Origin of the sequence: Rothia mucilaginosa ATCC 25296 (assembly GCF_000175615.1) — a bacterium.
GTDB classification, from domain to species: domain Bacteria; phylum Actinomycetota; class Actinomycetes; order Actinomycetales; family Micrococcaceae; genus Rothia; species Rothia mucilaginosa.
The window spans coordinates 149,061-170,800 of sequence record NZ_ACVO01000016.1; the positions used below are offsets into that span (position 1 = coordinate 149,061).

Sequence of the window (21,740 nt, forward strand, 5' to 3'; positions counted from 1 at the left end):
GAGCTACCTGATAACTACAGCGCGCCCGCCTCCGAGCAGACATTCACCAGCTCACCAATGCCCTCAATACGGGTGCGCACCGTCTGACCCGGCTTCAACCACTGACGCGGATGCAGCGACAAACCAACCCCCGCCGGGGTACCCGTCGCCACCAGGTCGCCCGGCTCCAGGGTCATAAACCGCGAAATATAGGACAGCAGCTGCGCCGGAGTGAACACCATATCCGCCGTCGTGCCGCGCTGACGCACCACGCCATCCACCTCACAGACCAGTTCCAGACCGGCAACCGGGTCAACCTCATCGGGGCTCACAATCACCGGACCGAACGGAGTCATCGCATCCCAGTTCTTACCCTGGAACCACTCCGAGGAACGACCCTGCCAGTCACGCACCGACACATCATTCATGACCGTGTACCCCATCAGAGCCTCAAGTGCCTGCTCCTCCGTGGCATTACGCAGGCGAGCGCCCACGACCAGGCACAGCTCAACCTCCCAGTCGACCTTCGTGCTGCCGGTGCCGTCGGCGGCGGGCATGCGAATCTGCTCGCCGGGGCCAATCAGCGCGTTCGGGAACTTCGCGAACAGCGCCGGATGCTCGGGCACCTCAAGGTTCATTTCCGCGGCGTGGTCGCGGTAGTTCAGGCCGGCGCACACAATCTTGCCGGGCTTATCCAGCGGGCGAATAAAGGGTAGGGAGTTCCATAGTTCCTCGCCGTGGCCCATGACGGTCGCGCCGTTCTCCTTCAGGATTGCCACGGCGTTCTTCGGGTCGCCAAAGTTCAGGCGGAACCGGCTGTAGAAATTCAGTAGCGGGCTGAGCTTCGCCGGAAGCTCGTACACGGTCTCTTCGAAGAAGCAGACCGCGCGGCTGCCCTTCGAGTCTTTAATCTGTGCCCAACGCATGGATGCTCCTTCGCTTCAGGTGGGGATATATCGAATAAGTTACGGATAAAAGTCAGAAATAAAACAACCTAGTGAAAACCGTTTTGGGCGTACACCTCAACGATGGCGTCTTCCAGGTCTTCCATGAGCAGGGCGGGGTTCGCGTCCTGCGCCGCGCCAACCGTGGCGGGGTCCAGCTCCATGCCGAGGGCACGGTACACATCCGCGGTGACCGCCCGCAGCGGCGCAGAGTCGGAGACCACGATGCCGGTGCTGAACCACCAACCGCCAGTCACCACACGCTGGGCGGTGCCAACCAGTTTAATGCGGCCACCACCTGCGGAGGCGGGAAGCTGCGCGTGCACCGAATACTCGCCGGGGCAGTACTCCCCCGGGATCTCGCCCATGCGCGCGTCCACGCCAACCTCGCGGAGCGCCTGCGCGTACATGGAACCGAACAGTTCGTAGCGTAGGGTGTTGCCGCTGCGGGCGTCGGAGGCGGGCTGAAAATGGTCCACGACCAGGCACCCCTGATGGTAGGCGGCGGCGTGCCCACCGACCTTACGCACCAGCACCTCGAAGCCGTGCTTGGCGCACGCCGCGGAGGCGGCCGCGAAGCCGGGGTTCAGTTCGTCACGGCGGCCGAACGCGACCGTCGGGTTCGGCTGATACATGCGTAGGGTAGCTTCACGCTGCCCGCTTGCCACCTCGCGGAGCATCTGCACCGTCTGGTCGTGGTGAATGAGGATATCGCCGGACTCGGGGCCGGTCTCTCGAATAATCTGCACGTTCCTATTTTACGGTTACGCCCGCCACAGCTCCTACGTCTCCCCACAATGCGAAAACGCCCACCCGGGTAGCTAAAACCTAGTAATCCCCCTCCCCCTCCGCTAGGGTAGAAGAAAGACCTAAAGCACCTTGGAGGATGCCGTGCATCAGGACCAGCACATCACCGCCCAAACCACCCCTCTGCCCAACTCCAACCCGGCCCTGACCGAACCGCAACCGCTCGGCGCGTTCCCCGCCGGTTTCCTCTTCGGAGGCGCCACCGCCGCCAACCAGTTCGAGGGCGCCTGGAACGAAGACGGCAAGGGCCCCAGCCTGCAGGATGTGCTGCCCGCCGGCGGCCTGTACCCGCGCACCGCGGAACCCACCGAGGACAACCTCAAGCTGGAGGGCATCGACTTCTACCACCGCTACCGCGAAGACATCGCCCTGCTCGCGGAGATGGGTTTCAAGGTCTTCCGCTTCTCCATCGCCTGGTCGCGTATCTTCCCCCGCGGCGACGAAGAAACCCCGAACGAGGCGGGCCTCGCCTTCTACGACCGCGTGCTCGACGAGCTCGAAAAGCACGGCATGGAACCGCTCATCACCCTCAGCCACTACGAAACCCCGCTGCACCTGGTCGAACAGTACAACGGCTGGACCAGCCGCGAACTCATCGGCTTCTACGAACGCTACGCCCGCACCGTGTTCGCCCGCTACGGCAAGCGCGTGAAGTACTGGCTGACCTTCAACGAAATCAACTCGATGCTGCACCTGCCGTTCATGTCCGGCGGCATTAACACCCCGGCGGATCAGCTCAGCGACGCCGACCTGTACCAGGCAATGCATCACGAACTGGTCGCCTCCGCACGCGCCACCGCTGCGGCACGCGAACTGGCGCCCGGCGCCCAGGTCGGCTGCATGATTCTTGCCATGCCCACCTACCCGCTCACCCCCGACCCCGCCGACGTACTCGCCGCCATGCAGACGGAGCAGGCGAACTTCGCGTTCGGTGACGTGCACGTGCGCGGCGCATACCCCGGCTACTTCCTGCGTGCCCTGCGTGAGAAGGGCGTGGAGCTGAACATCACCGAGCAGGACCGCGAGGACCTGAAGAACACCGTGGATTTCGTGTCGTTCAGCTACTACATGTCCACCTGCGCGACCGGCGACCCGGCACGAGGCGAACGCGGCGAAGGCAACATCCTCGGCGGCGTGGTGAACCCGACCCTACCTGCCAGCGAATGGGGCTGGCAGATTGACCCGACCGGCCTGCGCGTGGTCCTCAACCAGTATTGGGACCGCTGGCAGAAGCCGCTGTTCATCGTGGAGAACGGCCTGGGCGCCCGCGACGAACTGGTCGAGGTGAACGGTGAGCTCACCGTGGAGGACGACTACCGCATCGACTACCTGCGCCAGCACCTGCACGCGGTACGCGAGGCGATTGAGGACGGCGTGAACGTGCTCGGCTACACCACCTGGGGTTGCATCGACATGATTAGCGCCTCCACCGCGCAGATGTCCAAGCGTTACGGGTTCATCTACGTGGACCGCAACGACGACGGCACCGGCACCCTGGCGCGCTACCGTAAGAAGTCCTTCCACTGGTACCGCGAGGTGATTGCCAGCAACGGCGCGGAGCTTTAACTGGTAAGGCTCTAGAGGCTGTTCCTTATGCGGCAACCCTAGACGCTGAACCCCGCGAAAATCCCTGCACACGAAATCCGCAGCGCGTGAAACTCTCAGCCCGCGAAATTAGTACAGCAAAAGCCCCCGAGACTCCGAATCTCGGGGGCTTTCTACATGTCGTTATGCCTAGCGCGGGCGGCTCTAGTCTGTAGGCAAATCTAGTCCATAGGTAGGTCATTCAGGCTGGTGGACACGTACTCCCACCAGGTCGGCACCAACCCGGCATTCATCGCAACCCTCTGCGACAGCATGTGCGACGGGCTCGTACCGTAGAACGGTAGGTACCCTTCCGCCAGGGTCAGGCGTGCGGCATCTCGCACCAGGGCGCTCGCAATACCCGCGCCGCGGAAGGCGGGCAGCACGTCAATGCCAATCTGGCGCATAATCGGCGAATCGTCACTCAGGCCAACCATAGCGATAGGGTCTGCGAGCGCGGGGCTCTCCCCCGCCGCGGGTGCATCAGGTGTATCCCCATCCACCGGGTATGCGGCAAGCACCAGCACATCCGGGCGGGTCACGCTAAAGCCCAGCGCGTTCGAGTAGCGCTTATCCCCGCGGAAACGCTCAAACTTTTCAGCGTCCAGCAGCTCCACGCGCAGGCGGGTTACGCGCGCCTGCGTGTCCTGCGGGTCAACCTCAAGCGCACCCGCGGAAGCGTTTGCCTCCCTGCGGATGGTGCGCTCGCCCGTGATTTCGGCAAGCAACGCAGCCTTCAGCTCGGCGGGGTCAACGCGACGCATCATGCCCACACCGGGCACGGCGCACTTGACCTCCTGCGCCTGCACGCCCTCGGGTACGACCGAGTTCAGCAGGGCGCGGCCGGGCGTGTAGTAGATGCTAGTGCCGCTGACCTGCTGGGTGTAGGGGGTGAGCAGTTCGTTGAGCTGGCGCAGTTGCGCGTAGTCGCCGAGCCAGTTCGACTGGTCGCCGAGCATGTAGTCGATGGCCTTGTCCAGCACGCGCGGATGTTTGGCGCAGAGAATGCCGACGCTCGCGTAGTTGGCGACGCGCAACTCCCAGATGTCGTCGTTGCGGCGGCGTGCGGCGCCCATCTTCTCGGAGGGAGGCTGCACGGTGGCGAGCAGCGGCAGGCTCTCGGCGTCCGGGTAGTCGCGTAGCTCTTCGAGGGCGCGGCTAATCGAGCCAGGCGCCTGGCAGAAGTCCGCCTCCAGCTGGGTGTGCAGGATGTGCCGCGCACGGTCCGCGGTGGTCACAGCGCCGCGGTTCGCAGCACCACGGTTCGCAGCGCCACGGGTTGCCTGAGCTCCCCGCGTGGGTTCGGTTCCTTGAGTATCAGTCACGTAGGTTTCCTCTAGGGCAAATTTTTGACTAGTTCAGAATCTCGGCTAGCTCAGGATTTCAGCAAGGAACGCGCCGGTGTGCGAGCCCTTCACCTGAGCCACCTGTTCCGGGGTTCCTTCGGCGATGACGGTGCCGCCGCCGCTACCGCCTTCGGGGCCCATGTCGATAATCCAGTCGGCGCACTTGACCACGTCCAGGTTGTGCTCGATGGTGATGACGCTATTGCCCTTGTCCACCAGCGATTGCAGCACGGCGAGCAGCTTGCGGATGTCTTCAAAGTGCAGGCCGGTGGTCGGCTCGTCCAGCACGTAGATGGAGCGGCCGTTGGAGCGCTTCTGCAGTTCGGTTGCGAGCTTCACGCGCTGCGCTTCACCGCCGGAGAGGGTGGTTGCGGGCTGGCCCAGGCGAATGTAGCCCAGGCCCACGTCCACGAGGGTGTTCAGGTGGCGCGCAATCGGGGTGAACGCAGCGAAGAACTCTGCGGCTTCTTCCACGGGCATTTCGAGTACGTCGGCGATGGTCTTGCCCTTGTAATGCACTTCGAGGGTTTCGCGGTTGTAGCGCTTGCCGTGGCAGGTTTCGCAGGGCACGTACACGTCCGGCAGGAAGTTCATTTCAATCTTCAGGGTGCCGTCGCCGGAGCAGTCCTCGCAGCGGCCGCCCTTGACGTTGAAGGAGAATCGACCCGGGGTGTAGCCGCGCATTTTCGCTTCGCTGGTCTCTGCGAACAGCTTGCGGATGTGGTCGAACACGCCGGTGTAGGTGGCGGGGTTCGAGCGCGGGGTACGGCCGATGGGCGACTGGTCCACGTGAATGACCTTGTCCAGGTGTTCCAAGCCGTCGATACTCTTGTGGCGGCCGGGTACCTGCTTGGCGCCGTTGAGCTTGTTCGCCAGGGAGGTGTACAGAATGTCGTTGACCAGGGTGGACTTGCCTGAGCCGGACACACCAGTCACCGCGGTGAACACGCCCAGCGGGAAGGACACGGTCACGTTCTTGAGGTTGTTTTCGCGGGCGCCGCGCACGGTCAGCTGGCGTTCCTTGTCCACGGGGCGGCGGGATGCGGGCACCTCAATGCTGCGGCGGCCAGCCATGTAGTCGCCGGTAATGGACTTGGTGTTCTTCAGCAGCTCCTCAAAGCTGCCGGAGTGCACGATTTCGCCGCCGTGCTCGCCGGCGCCGGGCCCCACATCCACGATCCAGTCGGCTTCGCGCATGGTGTCTTCGTCATGCTCAACCACGATAAGCGTATTGCCCATATCGCGCAGCTTAGTCAGGGTTTCGATGAGGCGGCGGTTATCGCGCTGGTGCAGACCGATGGAGGGCTCGTCGAGCACGTAGAGCACGCCGACCAGGCCCGAACCAATCTGGGTTGCGAGGCGGATGCGCTGCGCCTCACCGCCGGAGAGCGTACCGGCGGAGCGTGAGAGGGTCAGGTAGTCCAGACCCACGTCCAGCAGGAACTGCAGGCGCGCGTCAATTTCCTTGAGGACCTGCTCGCCGATCTTGGCTTCGCGGGCGCTGAGCTGCAGGCTACGCACGAAGGCGAGCGCGTCAGCCAGGGACAGGTCGGTAATGTCTGCGATGGACTGGCCGCCAACCTTCACGCCAAGGATGGTCGGGTTCAGGCGCGCGCCACCGCAGGAGGGGCAAGCAACCTGGCGCATGTACTGTTCGTAGCGGTCGCGGGCGAAGTCCGATTCGGTTTCTTCGTGCTTGCGCTTAATGTACGCCTTCACGCCTTCGAACCCGGAGGTGTAGCGGCGTTCGCGGCCGAATCGGTTGCGGTAGGACACCTCAACCTTGTAGTCCTTGCCGTCCAGGATGGCGGCGCGGGTCTTGGCGGGCAGGTCCTTGAAGGGGGTGTTCAGGTCGAAGCCGAGCTCCTCCCCCAGACCCGCAAGCAGGCGCAGCCAGTATTCGGTGGTTGCTTTGCCCTGCGACCAGGGGGCGATAGCGCCCTCGCCGAGGGTCAGGTCGGGGTTGGGCACGAGCAGTTCGGTGTCTACCTCCAGGCGCGAGCCGATGCCGTCACAGGCGCTACATGCACCGAACGGCGAGTTGAAGGAGAAGGCGCGCGGCTCGATGGTGTCAATCTGCAGCGGGTGGTTGTTGGGGCAGGCGAGGTTTTCGCTGAAGGAGCGGGTGCGTTCAGGGTCGTCCTGCTCGCGGTCCACGAAGTCGATGAGCACGCGACCGTCGGCGAGCTTGAGCGCGGTTTCAATGGAATCGGTGAGGCGCTGGTGAATACCGTCCTTAATGACGATGCGGTCGACGACCACCTCGATGGTGTGTTTGTACTGCTTGGCGAGCTTGGGCGGGTCGGAGAGCTGCACGGTTTCGCCGTCCACGCGGGCACGCGAGTAGCCCTGGGTGAGCAGGTCCTTGAAGAGGTCCACGAACTCGCCCTTTCGTGCGCTGACGACGGGCGCGAGGATCTGCAGGCGGGTGCGTTCGGGGTACTCCTGCAGAATATCCACGATCTGCTGCGGGGTCTGCTGGGTGATTTCTTCGCCACATTCGGGGCAGTGCGGGTGGCCGATGCGCGCCCAGAGCAGACGCATGTAGTCGTAGATTTCGGTGATGGTACCGACGGTTGAGCGCGGGTTTTTGGAGGTGGACTTCTGGTCGATAGACACCGCCGGGGAGAGGCCCTCGATGAAGTCTACGTCGGGCTTGTCGACCTGTCCGAGGAACATACGCGCATAGGAGGACAGCGACTCAACGTAGCGGCGCTGACCTTCCGCAAAGATGGTGTCGAAGGCGAGGGAGGACTTACCGGAGCCGGAGAGGCCGGTGAAGACGACCATCGCATCACGCGGAATGGTGAGGTCTACGTTCTTGAGGTTGTTTTCGCGGGCACCCTGAACCCGGATACTGGTCAGATCGTTCGCTTTGAGTGCGGTGCTACCGTGTGCCGGGCGGGGTGTCATCGAAAATCCTTTCGTCTTATCTTCGAACTTAAATTCTACACCCTCACGCCTTTCACCAGCGGGATTATGCGGCCGGTGAAGGCATGAGGGTGCAGTACTTATATGAGGCGGACTGGCAGGCGCGGTTTACCAGCCGCGGGTTCCCCACTCTTCCAGGTGGGGGCGCTCGTCGCCGAGGGTGGTGGAGCGGCCATGGCCGGGCAGTACGATGGCGTCGTCTTCGAAGCCGCCGAAGAGCTTTTCGAGCACGTTGGAGAAGAGCTCACCGAACTGTTGCGGGGAGTCGGTCTTGCCCACGCCGCCGGGGAAGAGGGTGTCGCCGGTGAACAGCAGGGTTGCGGGGGTGCCGTCTTCCCAGGTGGTTTCGAGGGTGTAGACGATGGATCCGGGGGTGTGGCCGGGCACGTGCAGGGCGTGGATGACGGTGTCGGAGAGGTAGAAGTCGAAGCTTTCGCCGCCGGTCAGCTCTTCTTCGACGGTGTAGTCTTCCAGTTCCTTAATCTCAGCAGCGTCAGCTGCACCCGCGGAGGTCACGGCACCGGTGAGGTGGTCGAGCTCCTTAATAGCGCGAATGTGGTCCCAGTGGCCGTGGGTGACCAGAATGCCGGTCAGGCCGATTGCGCGGGGCCTGATGGAGTTGAAGTCCTCTTCCTTCTCCATGACGCGCACGCGGCGTTCTTCGCCGTCTGCCAGTTCGAGCTGCGGGCAGTCGTTCAGGAGCGCGTCGAGAGTGAAAGCGTAGAGTTCTTCTGCGTCGTCTGCAGGGTCGATGAGCACCTGCTCGCCGGTGGCGCGCATGGTGATGAGGTAGACGCTGTTGTCCATCTCGGAGACACTGAACGCACGGACGGTCAGTTCGGGGTTCTCAAAGATGAGGGTGGGTTCGGGGTAAGTAGTCATAGTTCCAGTGTAGGGGTTGTGACCGCACAGCATGCGCCTATGCGGTTCGCTCCCCCATCAGCGCATTCGGCGTTGAACGCGCGGGGTACATGTACGGGTTGCCTGTGCGGGATGCATGTGCGGGATGCACAGGGAACAGATTCTGGAGCACGCTCGATACAGATTGGGTTCAGCGCGGATTAGGTTCCGGCTGGATTCAGCCCGGCTGGATCCCGCCCGGCTGAGGTTCCACTGAAATTCAAAAGTTAAACAGAGAAGCGACTGCGCATCGATACACAGTCGCTTCTCATGACACCCAGGGGTATCTATCACTCACTCAAACACAAGCAACCCGAGGACTTTGGAAATCTCACGATTACTTGATGACTCAATAGTAGCGAACTTTTTGGGGGCTGTTTTACCGCCCAATTTGGTACGGAGAGCCGGATTTAGTGACCCGCGCCTCATTGTAATCATTCTGTAATAAAAACGGGTGTTTTTTAGGGTATCCATACGTACCAATTTCATTTTTTTCGAGTTTTAGCGTGACTTATTTCACCCAAAATAATTTTAGAATTTCCCTCTTTTGGCACTTCAGTGCACCTTTAACTTAAGCTCCACACTCGGCAATCCCAAAGGTTCAATACCCAGTTTTAGCCCGGTATTCTGCGGAAGTAGAGGGTTAAGGTGAAAGTATCTTCAAGTACTTGCAACTTCATAAGCGGGAAAAAATGTACTGCTCACCGTTCAAAATCTGCACAATTATTCGCGCGGGGGCAAAATCAATTGGTCTGTTTTATCCCTGTAGGTACCCCCTAAAGTAGAGGTTTTATTACAAAACAATAACACCAGCCCCACCTTCAGGTTCACTGAGTGCACCCATTAAAACCCCTTTCAAAAAGCAAAATACCTAGTCAATGCCGTATTTTCACAAAATGCAAGACAGTGTGTCACTAAAAAATCAACCTCTATAGATTGTTTAATAAAACCTGACCTTCAAGCACAAATAGAGCCCAATTATTAACCAGCACGTACCAATTTCACCCTCAAAACAGGCGCCCTAGAAGCCTCAATGAAAGGTTGAAAGACCCCTCCACCAGGGGTTTCAGGATCCTTCACTCCCCCTGGTTGCTGCCTGGTTGCAGCCTAGTTTCATTCTGTTTTCAAGAGCTCCGCTCCCCCGCCCTCAAGCGTTGCACACCTCGTATTCGCCCCTCATGCTTCCATGTATCTGGGGCAGAGCATTCCACAAAAGCACCATAGGGCCACAGCAAAGGCGGCGCCCCTCCCCCGCTGTGGGGAAGGAGCGCCGCCTCCACTAGCTATAAATCAGCTGGAACAGCCGCTTTAGGACAAGCCTTAGGACAGGCCGACCATCACGCCGTTCTCGTCGAAGCCGATGCGCTCAGCTGCGGGGCTCTTGCTCAGGCCCGGCATGGTGCGCATGGTGCCGCAGATAGCGTAGACGTAGCCAGCACCTGCAGCCAGGCGAACCTCGCGCACGGGCAGGGTCCAACCGGTCGGTGCGCCCTTCAGAGTTGCATCCGAAGAGATGGACAGGTGGGTCTTCGCGATAACCACGGGCAGGTGCGAGTAGCCCAGCTCAGCGAAACGCTTCAGCTGCTTAGCGGCAGCGGGAGCAATCGAAATGCCGTCCGCGCCGTAGACCTTGGTCGCAACCTTCTCAATCTTGGTCTCGATGGAGTCCTCAAGATCGTAGGTGTACTTCAGATCCGAAACGTCGTCACATGCCTCAGCAACCACGTCCGCCAGGTCGGTGGTGCCCTTACCGCCCTCAGCCACACCGCGGTGGATAGCGACGCGAGCACCGGCTTCCTCAGCAATACGGCGGATGGTCTCGTGCTCGGACTCGAAGTCGGTCGGGAAGGCGTTGATTGCCACGACCGGCTGAACACCGAAGTTGCGCACAATCTCGATGTGCTTCTTCAGGTTCTCTGCGCCCTTCTCCACGTCGGAGGGGCTTTCCTGCAGCATGCCTTCGGGCAGGGGCTTGCCCGGAACGATCTTGTACAGGCCGGAGTGGGACTTCAGGGAGCGCACGGTTACGACGAGCACTGCTGCGTCCGGCTTCAGGCCGGAGACGCGGCACTTGACGTTGAAGAAACGCTCCGCACCCATATCGGCACCGAAGCCAGCCTCGGTAATCACGTAGTCGGAGTACTCCAGACCAACGTAGTCGGCGACCACGGAGGAGTTACCGGTTGCGATGTTGCCGAAGGGGCCCGCGTGAATCAGTGCGGGGGTGTGCTCCAGGGTCTGCAGCAGGTTCGGGTTGATTGCGTCTGCCAGGATGACGGACATTGCGCCGTCAGCCTTCAGATCGGCTGCGGTGACGGGCTCGCCGTCGTAGTTCAGGCCGATCACAATCTTTGCCAGGCGCTCGCGGAGGTCCTTGAAGGAGGTTGCCAGCGAGAGAATCACCATGATTTCGGAGGCGCTGGTGATGTCGAAACCGGTCTCGCGGACCACGCCGTCCATGCGTTCGCCCAGGCCCACGACGATGTTGCGCAGGGAGCGGTCGTTCATGTCGATAACGCGGCGCCACTCGATTGCGCGCGGGTCGATGCGCAGCTCGTTGCCGTGGTGCAGGTGGTTGTCGATCATGGCGGCAAGCAGGTTGTGTGCTGCGGTGACGGCGTGGAAGTCGCCGGTCAGGTGCAGGTTCAGCTTCTCCATGGGAACGATCTGGGAGTAGCCGCCGCCTGCTGCGCCGCCCTTGATGCCGAAGGTCGGGCCCATTGCGGGCTGACGCAGAGCCAGGATTGCCTTGCGGCCGGTCTGTGCGAAGCCCTGTGCGAGGGAGACGGAGGTTGCGGTCTTACCTTCACCGAGCGGGGTGGGGGTGACTGCGGTAACCACGATGTACTTGGAGCCGCGCTTGCGGGCGGTCTCTGCGTTGGTGGTTTCGTCGAGGAGGACCTTAGCGACATACTTGCCGTAGGGTTCAAGGCGATCTTCGCTGATGCCGTTGTCTGCTGCGATCTTGTTAATAGGCCAAAGATCGGCGGCAAGTGCGATTTCGAGGTCGGAAGGGAAAGGCTTCTTCGTCATTGTCATCCTTCGAGTTGTACGAATCATGCTCTTTTATTCTATGCCTTGGCTCACTCATTTGTCCCTCACCTCGCCGGAAGGTGGCAAATAAACCCAATTTTTAATGCACTAATCCCCGCAACCGGCACCCTACGCTCACGTGGAGCGGCAGGGTCGGTGCGGGGATTAGTAGCGCATACACGCTGGGCTGCCGGTACAGGACCCGGTATAGGAACCGGCGCTACAGCAGGCTATTACGGCATGGTCAGCAGAACCTTGGTGGCGGTACGCTGGTCCATTGCCTCGTAACCCTTAGCTGCCTCGTCGATGGGCAGAACCATGTCGAACACCTTACCGGGCTCAATTTCGCCCTTGTAAATCAGGTCGATGAGGGTCGGCAGGTACTTGCGCACGGGGGCGGGGCCGCCCTCCAGGTGAACCTGCTTGCCGAAGAGCTTATCGGTGCCGATGGAGCTGTCGTGCGGCACGCCCACGAAGCCGATGTAACCGCCATGGCGTACACAGCCGAGAGCCTGGTCGAAGGACTGCTGGGTGCCAACAGCCTCCGCAACGCCGTGTGCGCCCACGCCGTCGGTGAGCTCCATGACCTTGGCGATGCCCTCTTCGCCGCGCTCTTCCACGATGTGGGTTGCGCCGAATGCCTTAGCGAGCGCCTGACGTTCGGGGTTGCGGGACATGATGATGATCTTCTCCGCGCCGAGCTGCTTAGCGCCGATGACTGCGCTCAGGCCGACTGCGCCGTCGCCAACAACGACGATGGTCTTGCCGGGGCCTGCCTGCGCTGCGTCTGCTGCGTACCAGCCGGTGCCGAGCACGTCGGATGCCGCCATCAGGTGCGGGATCTGCTCTGCGGTGGGTGCGGCAGGGGTCTTGACGAGGGTGCCGTCTGCGAAGGGTACGCGGGCGTATTCTGCCTGGGTGCCGTTGGAGCGTGCGCCGATGAAGGCGTCGCCTGCTGCGATTGCCTTGAGGCAGCGGGAGGGGTAGCCTGCAGTGCAGGTTTCGCATTCGCCGCAGGAGATGCAGAAGGAGCCTACGACGAAGTCGCCGGGGGCTACGGTGGTGACCTCGGAGCCGACCTCTACGACTTCGCCGATGTATTCGTGGCCCATTGCCCGGTGGTCGACGGGCTGTGCGCCGCGATAGGGCCACAGGTCGGAGCCGCAGATGCAGGATGCTGCGAGCTTGATGATGGCGTCGGTGGGTTCGAGCAGGGTCGGCTTCTCAACTTCGTTGACGACGACCTTGCCGGGGGCTTCCATAACAACTGAACGCATGATGTTCCTTTCAAATCTGCGTTGATGGTTAGTCGTATCAGACTACGCCCCGCACCCCGATATATCAATAATTTTTTATGCTACGGGGTGAAGGTAAAAATTCCGGCAATCGGAACCAGAAAAACCGCTCCCGCTCCCCCGATTCCCCAGCGCTTCCGCGCCAGGTTATACCGGGGAAGCCTGGGCATCCTGGCACGTTAAATAGCCCGGTTAAACGGCGGAAACCCCGCGCATCCACAGTGGACACGCGGGGGTTCCGCTTGGTTTTCTCACGGCGAGAAGGGGCGCTTAGAAGTCCCAGTCCTCGTCCTCGGTGTTCACGGCCTTACCGATCACGTAGGAAGAGCCGGAACCGGAGAAGAAGTCGTGGTTCTCATCAGCGTTCGGGGACAGTGCCGACAGGATCGCCGGGGACACGTTAGTCACGGTCGCCGGGAACATCGGCTCGTAGCCCAGGTTCATCAGAGCCTTGTTAGCGTTGTAGTGCAGGAACTTCTTCACGTCCTCGCTCCAACCCACACCGTCATACAGGGAGTGGGTGTACGCCACCTCGTTCTCGTACAGTTCGTACAGCAGGTTGAAGGTGTACTCCTTCAGCTCTGCCTGACGCTCCGCGGACTCCTTCGCCAGGCCACGCTGGAACTTGTAGCCAATGTAGTAGCCGTGCACTGCCTCGTCACGAATAATCAGACGAATCAGGTCAGCGGTGTTAGTCAGCTTCGCGTGCGAAGACCAGTACATGGGCAGGTAGAAGCCCGAGTAGAACAGGAAGGACTCCAGCAGAGTGGAGGCAACCTTCTTCTTCAGCGGGTCGTCACCGGTGTAGTAGGACAGAACAATCTTCGCCTTCTTCTGCAGGTGCTCATTCTCAGCAGCCCAGCGGAACGCCTCGTCAATCTCCTTGGTGGAGGCGAGGGTCGAGAAGATCGAGGAGTACGACTTTGCGTGCACGGATTCCATGAACGCAATGTTGGTGTACACGGCCTCTTCGTGCGCGGTCACAGCGTCCGGCAACAGGGACACAGCACCGACAGTACCCTGGATGGTGTCCAGCAGGGTCAGACCGGTGAAGACGCGCATGGTCAGCTGCTTCTCTTCCTCGGTCAGGGTCTTCCAGGAGGGCACGTCGTTGCTCAGCGGCACCTTCTCCGGCAGCCAGAAGTTACCGGTCAGACGATCCCAAACCTCAAGGTCCTTCTCGTCCTCAATACGGTTCCAGTTGATAGCCTCGACCACGTGGTCGACGAGCTTCACCTTTTCGCTCATTAGTAATTCTCCGATTCTTAAGGGGCGGTTACGGTGCCACGCGCGGCCAGCCAGTCGCGCAGGCGGTTTGCGTGTTTACCGTAACCGCCCCTTCCAGTCTTTAGTTATAGTGTGCCAGCTCAGGCTGAATGCGTCACAGCATTCGGGCTAGAGCATGCAGGATACGCAGCCTTCAACCTCGGTACCCTCAAGAGCCATCTGACGCAGACGGATGTAGTAGATGGTCTTGATGCCCTTACGCCATGCGTAAATCTGGGCGCGGTTGATATCGCGGGTGGTTGCGGTATCGCGGAAGAAGAGGGTCAGCGACAGGCCCTGGTCCACGTGCTGGGTTGCCACGGCGTAGGTGTCGATGATCTTCTCGTAACCAATTTCGTAGGAGTCCTGGTAGTACTCCAGGTTCTCGTTGGTCATGTACGGTGCCGGGTAGTAGACGCGGCCGAGCTTGCCTTCCTTGCGAATCTCAATCTTCGAAGCGATCGGGTGAATCGAAGAGGTCGAGCCGTTGATGTAGGAGATGGAGCCGGTCGGCGGAACAGCCTGCAGGTTCTGGTTGTACATGCCGTACTGTGCCACGTCAGCAGCCAGCTGAATCCACTCTTCACGGGTGGGGATGTGGTGCTTAGCGAACAGTTCGCGGGTACGCTCGGTCTGCGGTGCCCATTCCTTCTCAATGTACTTTGCGAAGAACTCACCGGATGCGTACTTCGAGTTCTCGAAGCCCTCGAAACGCTGGCCGCGTTCCTTAGCAATCTGCATGGAGGCGCGGATTGCGTGGTAGGCAACGGTGTAGAAGTACATGTTGGTGAAGTCCAGTGCTTCTTCTGAACCGTAGTAGACGTGCTCGCGTGCCAGGTAGCCGTGCAGGTTCATCTGGCCCAGACCCACGGCGTGGCTCATGCCGTTGCCGCGCTCGATGGAGGGTACGGAGCGGATGTCAGACTGGTCGGAGACGGAGGTCAGCGAACGAATCGCGGTTTCCACGGTCTTGCCGAAGTCGTCGCCGTCCATGGTCAGTGCAATGTTCAGCGAACCGAGGTTGCAGGAGATGTCCTTACCGACGGTCTCGTAGCCGAGGTCAGCGTGGTAGGTGGACGGCTCAGAAACCTGCAGGATCTCGGAGCACAGGTTGGACATGATAATCTTACCGGCGATGGGGTTCGCGCGGTTGACGGTGTCTTCGAACATCACGTACGGGTAGCCGGACTCGAACTGGATCTCTGCGATGGTCTGGAAGAACTCACGCGCGTTGATCTTGCTCTTGGTGATGCGTGCATCGTCGACCATCTCGTAGTACTTCTCGGAGACGTTGATGTCGGAGAAGGGCACGCCGTAGATGCGTTCCACATCGTACGGGGAGAAGAGGTACATGTCCTCGTTCTTCTTCGCCAGCTCGAAGGTGATGTCGGGGATGACAACGCCCAGGGAGAGGGTCTTGATGCGGATCTTCTCGTCAGCGTTCTCACGCTTGGTGTCCAGGAAGGCGTAGATGTCGGGGTGGTGTGCGTGCAGGTACACGGCACCGGCACCCTGACGTGCGCCGAGCTGGTTTGCGTAGGAGAAGGCGTCTTCCAGCAGCTTCATGACGGGGATAACGCCCGAGGACTGGTTCTCAATCTTCTTAATGGGCGCACCGGACTCGCGCAGGTTGGTCAGGGCGAATGCCACGCCGCCGCCGCGCTTAGAGAGCTGCAGTGCAGAGTTGATGGAGCGACCGATGGACTCCATGTTGTCTTCCATGCGCAGCAGGAAGCAGGAGACGAGCTCGCCGCGCTGCTTCTTACCTGCGTTGAGGAAGGTCGGGGTTGCCGGCTGGAAACGGCCGGAGATGATCTCGTCGACGATGTCTTCGGCGAGCTTCTCGTTACCTTCTGCCAGCAGCAGTGCGACCATGCAGACGCGGTCTTCGAAACGCTCCAGGTAGCGCTGACCGTCGAAGGTCTTGAGCGCGTAGGAGGTGTAGAACTTGAAGGCACCCAGGAAGGTCGGGAAGCGGAACTTCACGGCGTAGGCGCGCTTGAACAGGTTCTTAATGAACTGGAAGTTGTACTTGTCGAAGAGTTCCGGCTCGTAGTACTGGTTCTCGATCAGGTACTCGATCTTCTCTTCCAGGTCGTGGAAGAAGACGGTGTTGTTGTTGACGTGCTGCAGGAAGTACTGACGTGCCGCCTGGCGGTCTGCATCGAACTGGATCTGGCCGTTCTCATCGTAGAGGTTCAGCAGTGCGTTCAGCTCGTGGTAGCTCATACCCTTGAACTTCTCGGGCACGCTCTTGCCGTTGTGGCCTGCACCGAGAGTTTCTAGTGCTGAGGGCAGTTTTGCGTCCAAAATGCTTCCAATCCTTCGTTGACTTTTTCTACATCTGAATCGGTGCCCATGAGCTCAAATTTGAAGAGCACGGGCACATCGCACTTCTTGGCGACAATGTCTGCCGCGATACCGAAGAGCGGACCAAAGTTGGTGTTGCCGGAGCCAATCACACCGAGCATGTGGTGGCGATTCTGCTCCACGTTCAGGAATTTAACCACCTGCGGGGGAACGTTACCGGCGCCTTCAGGCTTGCCGTAGGTGGGGACGATGAGCACGAACGGCTCATCAAGAATGAGGGTGTCTTCGCCGGTGCGCAGGGGCAGGCGGAGGCGGCGGGCACGGATCTTCTCCACGAACTTGTGGGTGTTACCGGAGATGGAGGAGAAGTACACGATGAGCGGCGCTGTGTCGTCCAGTTCGACCTCGGTCGCTCGACCCTCGGAGGCGTTGCGTGCATCCATAAGAATCTTGCGGATTTCTGCGTGCTCGTCGACGGGGTTGGGCGTGAGGGCGGTACTCAATCTGTACTCCTTATTCTCGTGTGCCGGTGTGGTTCCGTGCCGATTTTCCGTTTGTACGGGTTTCGGCAGGGTTGTTACGCTGCCAGAGCGTTGATCTTGTCGGGCTGGAAGCCGGACCAGTGCTCGTCGCCTGCGATGACGACGGGTGCCTGCATGTAGCCGAGGGACTTGACCATTTCGAGGGCCTGAGCGTCTTCGGTGATATCAACCTTGGTGTAGCTGATACCCTTCGCGTCGAGGGCGCGGTAGGTCATGTTGCACTGGACGCACTGGGGCTTGGTGTACACGGTCACTACCATGGGAGTGCCTCTTACTTTCTCCCGCTCGGGCGGGGCTATCTCGTGAATGAATCTGGCGTGTTTCGTCGGTGGTTCGCCACGTGTTGTTTACGGCGGGCGCTGTGCCGTCCGCTACCCCCTCCTAGTGGGGCGTGGCGGTTTCCTGCGCTGGGGCAGGGCGCCTAAAAGTGCCGTAGTGGTGGAACCGAGTATTAATACTACATCTAGTGTCGAGATTTTTCTGCACCACAAGATGATGTGGTGCGAGGGTCGTGTTTCGTTCGATAAACCCACAGTTGAACCCACTTAAGAGAGGGTGTCTACAGCTTATCCACACCCTGCCGCGGGGCTAGTTCGCCGTATTTTCGCGGGGTGTGCCGGGTTATCCACAGGTGGGGTTTAAGTTGGTCAGGATTTTTAAGGGTTCATTCGCCCGCTGAGTTGAGGTTCAGTTAACCTCATGTATGCGTTTGGGGGCATAAAACCCGGAAGATTCGGGCTTGATTTTAAAGAGATCTTAACTCTCGCCCGTTCTTGCGCGGAACGGCGCGGTTTTAAAGCAGAACGGACTTTCTTAAAGGCGGGGGTTAACCCCCTTCGAGCGGGTTTAAGCTATGTGATTAAGGCTGTAGAAAAGATTTTTAACTCTTTTTCAGCAGCCGGTGTGTCGTGGGTTTAAGTTGGTTAATTCCGCTGAAACACCAAAACCCACCGCATATACCGGTATTTCACGGTATTCACGGTGGGTTTACTGGGTATCAGCGCTGGTTTTAGCAACCGGCGAGCAGTAACCGGCTAGAAATCAATCAGGCCCAGCTCGCGCAGCTTCTTACTGAGCGTTACGCCGTCGGTGGCTTCAATCCACAGCGGCGAGCGCATCATCTGTTCGGCGCGGTAGTCGCTCCACACGCGGCCGGAGGCGAGCATGGTCTCCCCCACGGTCAGGTTGCGGATGACGATTGCCGCCACGTTGTCCGGGTAGCGTACCGCGAAGCCGTTGTAGATGTACGGGTCGCGCTGCCCGTCGTCGCCGACTAGGATCCATTTCATCTGCGGGAATTCCTCGGCGAGGCGGCGCAGGGACTCGACCTTGTGGTTGGTGCCGGAGCGGAACCAGCGGTCGGGGGTGGGGCCCCAGTCGGTGAGCAGGAACGTGCCGCGCGGGTAGCCGTTGCGGCTGAGGAAGCGGCGCAGGGTCGGGGTGATGTTCCAGGCGCCGGTGGACAGGTACATGAACGGTGCATCCGGGTGGCTGCGGCGGATACGGTCGGTCATGACCGCCATGCCGGGGGTGGGGATGCGTGCGTGCTCGTCGAGAATGAAGGAGTTCCAGGCGGCGACGAGGGGGCGCGGCAGCATGGTGACCATGACGGTGTCGTCGACGTCCATGATGACGCCGAGCTTCTGGCTTTCGGGAACGATGTAGACACTGGTTGCTACGGCGCGGGAGCCGGGCACGTACATGATGACTTCGTGCATGCCGGGTTCCAAGTCGATGCTGAGTTTGACGTCGAGCACGCCGCCGCGGTCGGTATACGCCTCGTACTTGGTGCCGTCAATGACGATGGTGACGGGCGCATCGGACATTGCGGTTGCGGTGAAGGAGCGCCAGCCACGCATGGGGTTGGCGGTGTCTTGGGTGCCTTCTACGACCTGTAGCAGGCGTTCGAGGTTGACCGTCTTGTAGAGTGCGCGGGCGATGATGCGGACCCAGCCGGGGTTTCCTTCGGAGGCGGCGCGGCCGTAGCCTTCGGTGGGCACAAGGATAGGCTCGCGACCGGCGGCGATGGCGCGCTTTTCGCGCCACCTGTGCAGCCGGTCTGCAACGCGGTAGCCGATGTTGACTGCCTCGTCGGCAGCATCGTTCACAAGGTTGCGCAGTTCGTGAGTGCCCAAATTCTCCATCCCACTAGTGTAGCGGAGCGTTACCGGCTTGCGGCTTTAGGATTTTGTGTTCTTATACCTAGTTTTTATACCTATTAATACTGTGGTGCTGAGCGCGCGGTGTGATGTGCACATTATTTAGGGTGTATTCGCTGTTCAGATTCGTTCCTTGCAGGTGGGGGCGTTATCCTGGAGAGTATGACCCACTCACAGCCTAACCGCCGACTTTTTGTGCTCGGCACTGCTATGCTTCCGCTGATTGCTGCCTGCTCGAAGAAGTCGAATGACTACGACGGCACCAGCGGTAATTTCACCCCGTATCAGGCTGGCGGCGAGACCTCTGCTGCTACTCGCCCCGCACCCACGAATTCGCCAACGGTTGCCGCTGCTGGCAACCCGGTTGATAAGCCGCGCGAATGGCCCGGTATCGGCAACTCCCTCGTTGGTGACGGCAAGTATGTTGCGTGGACTGTTGATGACGGCGCAAGCCCGGAGGCGATTCGCGGCTACGCTGAGTTCTCGAAGCGTACGAATACTCGTCTGACGTTCTTCATTAACGCTTCTTACACCGGTTTTAAGGAGCATGTGTCGTTGCTGCGTCCGCTGGTTCAGAGCGGCCAGATTCAGGTTGCGAACCATACCTACAACCACGCTGACCTGACCACCCTGGATGCTGAGGGTGTGAAGGAAGAGCTGCAGCGTAACGAAGACGAGATTATGAGCATGTTCGGTGTCTCGTCGAAGCCGTACTTCCGCCCGCCGTATGGCCGCTACAACGATGCGGTGCTGAAGGCTGCCGGTGAGATTGGTTTTACCCGCCCGGTCATGTGGAACGGCACTACCGGTGACGAGGCGAAGACCAGCTCCCGCGTGATTTACATGCGTTGCATCCGCTACATGCTACCGCAGCAGATTGTGCTGGGTCACCTGAACTACGAGACGATCATCCCGATTCTGGATAAGGTGAAGGGCCTGCTCGATGACCGCGGCCTGACTGCGGTGACGATTCGTGACTACTACGGTGACGCATCCGAGGAAGAGATTAAGGCGGCGGCTCCTTCGCCGACCCCCACCCCGGAGGAGAACACCCCCTCCCCCGAGGCGACTACGGAGGCGCCGGCCCCTACCCCGGAGCCGACTACTGAGGCTCCGACCACCCGCTATGAGGATGAGGCAGCAGCAAATCAGCAGGCGACCCAGCAGGCTACGACTGCACCTGCGGCGGCAACCACTACGGCTCCGCCGGCTCGTGCGACCGCCGCACCTGCGGCTACGACTGCTCCCGCGGCTACTGCCACGACCGCACCGGCGGCTGCCCGCCGATAGGGTCGCGTATTTCGCGTGTGCTAAGCCCCCATAACCCGGTTCCTGTACGGACATTCCTATACAGGGATTCTGTACGAACCGGCGCGAGGGGGCTTTGCCGTACCCGGCGGGAATAAACACGGTAGCCGGGGCGTTAGGTGAGCATACAGGGCGGCAGTGTGCCGCATCCGAGTATGAGAGGAATAGATAACATGCGTATTGATATTTGGTCCGATGTTGTGTGCCCCTTCTGCTACGTGGGCAAGCGTAACCTGGAGCAGGCGCTCGCCGAGTTTGAGCACCGTGACGAGGTTGAGGTGGTGTGGCATAGTTTTGAGCTGGACCCGTCGGCTACGGAGCATCCTGCCGGTTCGCTGCCTGAGATGATTGCCGGTAAGTATCAGATGTCGTTGGAGCAGGCGATTGCGAGCCAGGAGTCGTTGGCGGAGCGTGCCCGCGAGGTGGGTTTGGATTTCAATTGGCGTCAGGCACGCTACGGTAACACGTTTGATGCGCACCGTGTGATTCACTATGCGGCGGAGCAGGGCTTGGCGTCGGCGGCGCAGGAGGCGTTTAAGCTGGCGTACTTTACGCAGGGCCGTTCGGTGCAGGATCACGAGTCGATTCTGGATATTGCTTCTGAGATTGGCCTGGATACTGCCGAGGTTGAGGCGGTGTTGAAGAGCGACCGTTACGCGGCGGATGTGCGTGCTGATGAGCAGTTGGCGCGCCAGCTGGGCATTAATGGTGTGCCGTTCTTCTTGATTGAGTCGAAGTGGGCGGTCAGTGGTGCGCAGCCTGCGGAAATGCTGGTGCAGGCGCTGCGTCAGGTGTGGGAGGAGACTCACCGTGTTGAGTTTTTGAACCCGCTGGCGGGCGCGGCTGGTGACGCGGCAGGTGACGGTGCTGCGGAGGCGGGTCCGTCCTGCGATATGAACGGCAACTGCTCCTAATAGCCGCTGAGGGAGGCGCGGCGGGGGTGCTACTCCCCTAACGCCCCCGGCTAGCACCCACAGATATAGCGAAGCCCCCTCGTACTATTTTGAACTGCCTCCCGTTTCTTGGACACCAAAATTAAAGTCCAAGAAACAGGAGGCTTTTCATGTCTGAGCATCTGGGATTAAGACATGACCGTTTGCTTCGGGAACAGGCAGCGCAAATGTTTGAGAAGGGACGTGGCTATCGTTTGACCGCCAGAAAGCTTGGTGTGTCCGCCGCGACTGTGAGAGAGTGGCAGAAAATGTACCGCGTCATCGGGAGGAGCGGGCTTCTTGCCATGGGAGTAAAACAGGCCAGATACGACTATGAGACCAAGGTCGCCGCAGCGAAGGCCGTGGTTGACGGTGGGATGAGTAAGCCTGAAGCGATGGTGCGA

General features: G+C 60.4%; 16 protein-coding genes. 4 read left to right on the plus strand and 12 right to left on the minus strand.

Features of this window, described 5'->3' with window-relative positions:
• Window positions 1–14: 14 nt before the first annotated feature.
• Together ROTMU0001_RS06440 and ROTMU0001_RS06445 are read right to left on the minus strand one after the other, a co-directional pair.
• Window positions 15–905, minus strand: a complete 891-nt coding sequence (locus ROTMU0001_RS06440; RefSeq protein ID WP_005505816.1) for a fumarylacetoacetate hydrolase family protein — start codon at window positions 903–905, stop codon at window positions 15–17.
• A 68-nt stretch (window positions 906–973) separates the two neighbouring features.
• Complete coding sequence (locus ROTMU0001_RS06445) at window positions 974–1,672, minus strand: lipoate--protein ligase family protein (protein ID WP_005508794.1); 699 nt, start codon at window positions 1,670–1,672, stop codon at window positions 974–976.
• A gap of 142 nt (window positions 1,673–1,814) precedes the next feature.
• Between ROTMU0001_RS06445 and ROTMU0001_RS06450 the strand changes: the two genes are divergently transcribed.
• A complete protein-coding gene (locus tag ROTMU0001_RS06450; protein WP_005508795.1) occupies window positions 1,815–3,296 on the plus strand; it encodes a glycoside hydrolase family 1 protein in 1,482 nt (493 codons plus the stop codon).
• Between the two features lie 200 nt (window positions 3,297–3,496).
• On the opposite strand, the gene ROTMU0001_RS06455 is transcribed toward ROTMU0001_RS06450, so the two are convergent.
• The 10 genes from ROTMU0001_RS06455 to ROTMU0001_RS06500 form a co-directional block, all read right to left on the minus strand.
• The gene (locus ROTMU0001_RS06455) at window positions 3,497–4,639 is read right to left on the minus strand and encodes a GNAT family N-acetyltransferase (protein ID WP_005508796.1); all 1,143 of its coding nucleotides are present in this window, start codon (window positions 4,637–4,639) and stop codon (window positions 3,497–3,499) included.
• 45 nt (window positions 4,640–4,684) lie between these two features.
• Window positions 4,685–7,573 (minus strand): excinuclease ABC subunit UvrA, encoded by a 2,889-nt coding sequence (uvrA, locus tag ROTMU0001_RS06460; RefSeq protein WP_005508797.1) that lies wholly within the window; start codon window positions 7,571–7,573, stop codon window positions 4,685–4,687.
• 126 nt (window positions 7,574–7,699) lie between these two features.
• Window positions 7,700–8,473, minus strand: coding sequence for an MBL fold metallo-hydrolase (locus ROTMU0001_RS06465; RefSeq protein WP_044142739.1), 774 nt, complete (start codon window positions 8,471–8,473; stop codon window positions 7,700–7,702).
• Between the two features lie 1,338 nt (window positions 8,474–9,811).
• Window positions 9,812–11,524: a formate--tetrahydrofolate ligase gene (locus ROTMU0001_RS06470; protein ID WP_005508799.1), complete on the minus strand. Its 1,713-nt coding sequence runs from the start codon at window positions 11,522–11,524 to the stop codon at window positions 9,812–9,814.
• A gap of 233 nt (window positions 11,525–11,757) precedes the next feature.
• Window positions 11,758–12,801, minus strand: a complete 1,044-nt coding sequence (locus ROTMU0001_RS06475) for a zinc-dependent alcohol dehydrogenase family protein (protein WP_005508800.1) — start codon at window positions 12,799–12,801, stop codon at window positions 11,758–11,760.
• Window positions 12,802–13,089: 288 nt separating this feature from the next.
• Window positions 13,090–14,067: a class 1b ribonucleoside-diphosphate reductase subunit beta gene (gene nrdF / locus ROTMU0001_RS06480; protein ID WP_005508801.1), complete on the minus strand. Its 978-nt coding sequence runs from the start codon at window positions 14,065–14,067 to the stop codon at window positions 13,090–13,092.
• Between the two features lie 147 nt (window positions 14,068–14,214).
• Window positions 14,215–16,395: a class 1b ribonucleoside-diphosphate reductase subunit alpha gene (gene nrdE, locus ROTMU0001_RS06485; protein WP_005508802.1), complete on the minus strand. Its 2,181-nt coding sequence runs from the start codon at window positions 16,393–16,395 to the stop codon at window positions 14,215–14,217.
• A complete protein-coding gene (gene nrdI, locus ROTMU0001_RS06490; protein ID WP_005505795.1) occupies window positions 16,368–16,898 on the minus strand; it encodes a class Ib ribonucleoside-diphosphate reductase assembly flavoprotein NrdI in 531 nt (176 codons plus the stop codon). The genes nrdE and nrdI overlap by 28 nt, the downstream gene beginning before the upstream one ends.
• A 74-nt stretch (window positions 16,899–16,972) precedes the next feature.
• Window positions 16,973–17,197 (minus strand): glutaredoxin-like protein NrdH, encoded by a 225-nt coding sequence (nrdH, locus tag ROTMU0001_RS06495; RefSeq protein ID WP_005505794.1) that lies wholly within the window; start codon window positions 17,195–17,197, stop codon window positions 16,973–16,975.
• A gap of 774 nt (window positions 17,198–17,971) precedes the next feature.
• Complete coding sequence (locus tag ROTMU0001_RS06500) at window positions 17,972–19,081, minus strand: App1 family protein phosphatidate phosphatase (protein ID WP_005505793.1); 1,110 nt, start codon at window positions 19,079–19,081, stop codon at window positions 17,972–17,974.
• 177 nt (window positions 19,082–19,258) lie between these two features.
• On the opposite strand from ROTMU0001_RS06500, the gene ROTMU0001_RS06505 reads away from it, so the two are divergent.
• From ROTMU0001_RS06505 to ROTMU0001_RS06515, 3 genes are all read left to right on the plus strand, one after another.
• Entirely contained in the window at window positions 19,259–20,386 is a 1,128-nt protein-coding gene (locus tag ROTMU0001_RS06505) for a polysaccharide deacetylase family protein (RefSeq protein WP_005508803.1), read from the plus strand.
• A 191-nt stretch (window positions 20,387–20,577) separates the two neighbouring features.
• Complete coding sequence (locus tag ROTMU0001_RS06510; protein ID WP_005508804.1) at window positions 20,578–21,318, plus strand: DsbA family oxidoreductase; 741 nt, start codon at window positions 20,578–20,580, stop codon at window positions 21,316–21,318.
• 149 nt (window positions 21,319–21,467) lie between these two features.
• Window positions 21,468–21,740: helix-turn-helix domain-containing protein (locus ROTMU0001_RS06515; RefSeq protein ID WP_044142744.1), on the plus strand; the 273-nt coding region annotated here is incomplete at its 3' end.

Coding starts and splice junctions, on each gene's coding strand:
- ROTMU0001_RS06475 (WP_005508800.1), bottom strand. CDS start 12,801: ATGCGTTCAGTTGTTATGGAAGCCCCCGGCAAGGTCGTCGTCAACGAA.
- ROTMU0001_RS06465 (WP_044142739.1), bottom strand. CDS start 8,473: ATGACTACTTACCCCGAACCCACCCTCATCTTTGAGAACCCCGAACTG.
- ROTMU0001_RS06500 (WP_005505793.1), bottom strand. CDS start 19,081: ATGGAGAATTTGGGCACTCACGAACTGCGCAACCTTGTGAACGATGCT.
- uvrA (WP_005508797.1), bottom strand. CDS start 7,573: ATGACACCCCGCCCGGCACACGGTAGCACCGCACTCAAAGCGAACGAT.
- ROTMU0001_RS06470 (WP_005508799.1), bottom strand. CDS start 11,524: ATGACGAAGAAGCCTTTCCCTTCCGACCTCGAAATCGCACTTGCCGCC.
- nrdF (WP_005508801.1), bottom strand. CDS start 14,067: ATGAGCGAAAAGGTGAAGCTCGTCGACCACGTGGTCGAGGCTATCAAC.
- nrdH (WP_005505794.1), bottom strand. CDS start 17,197: ATGGTAGTGACCGTGTACACCAAGCCCCAGTGCGTCCAGTGCAACATG.
- ROTMU0001_RS06505 (WP_005508803.1), top strand. CDS start 19,259: ATGACCCACTCACAGCCTAACCGCCGACTTTTTGTGCTCGGCACTGCT.
- ROTMU0001_RS06440 (WP_005505816.1), bottom strand. CDS start 905: ATGCGTTGGGCACAGATTAAAGACTCGAAGGGCAGCCGCGCGGTCTGC.
- ROTMU0001_RS06510 (WP_005508804.1), top strand. CDS start 20,578: ATGCGTATTGATATTTGGTCCGATGTTGTGTGCCCCTTCTGCTACGTG.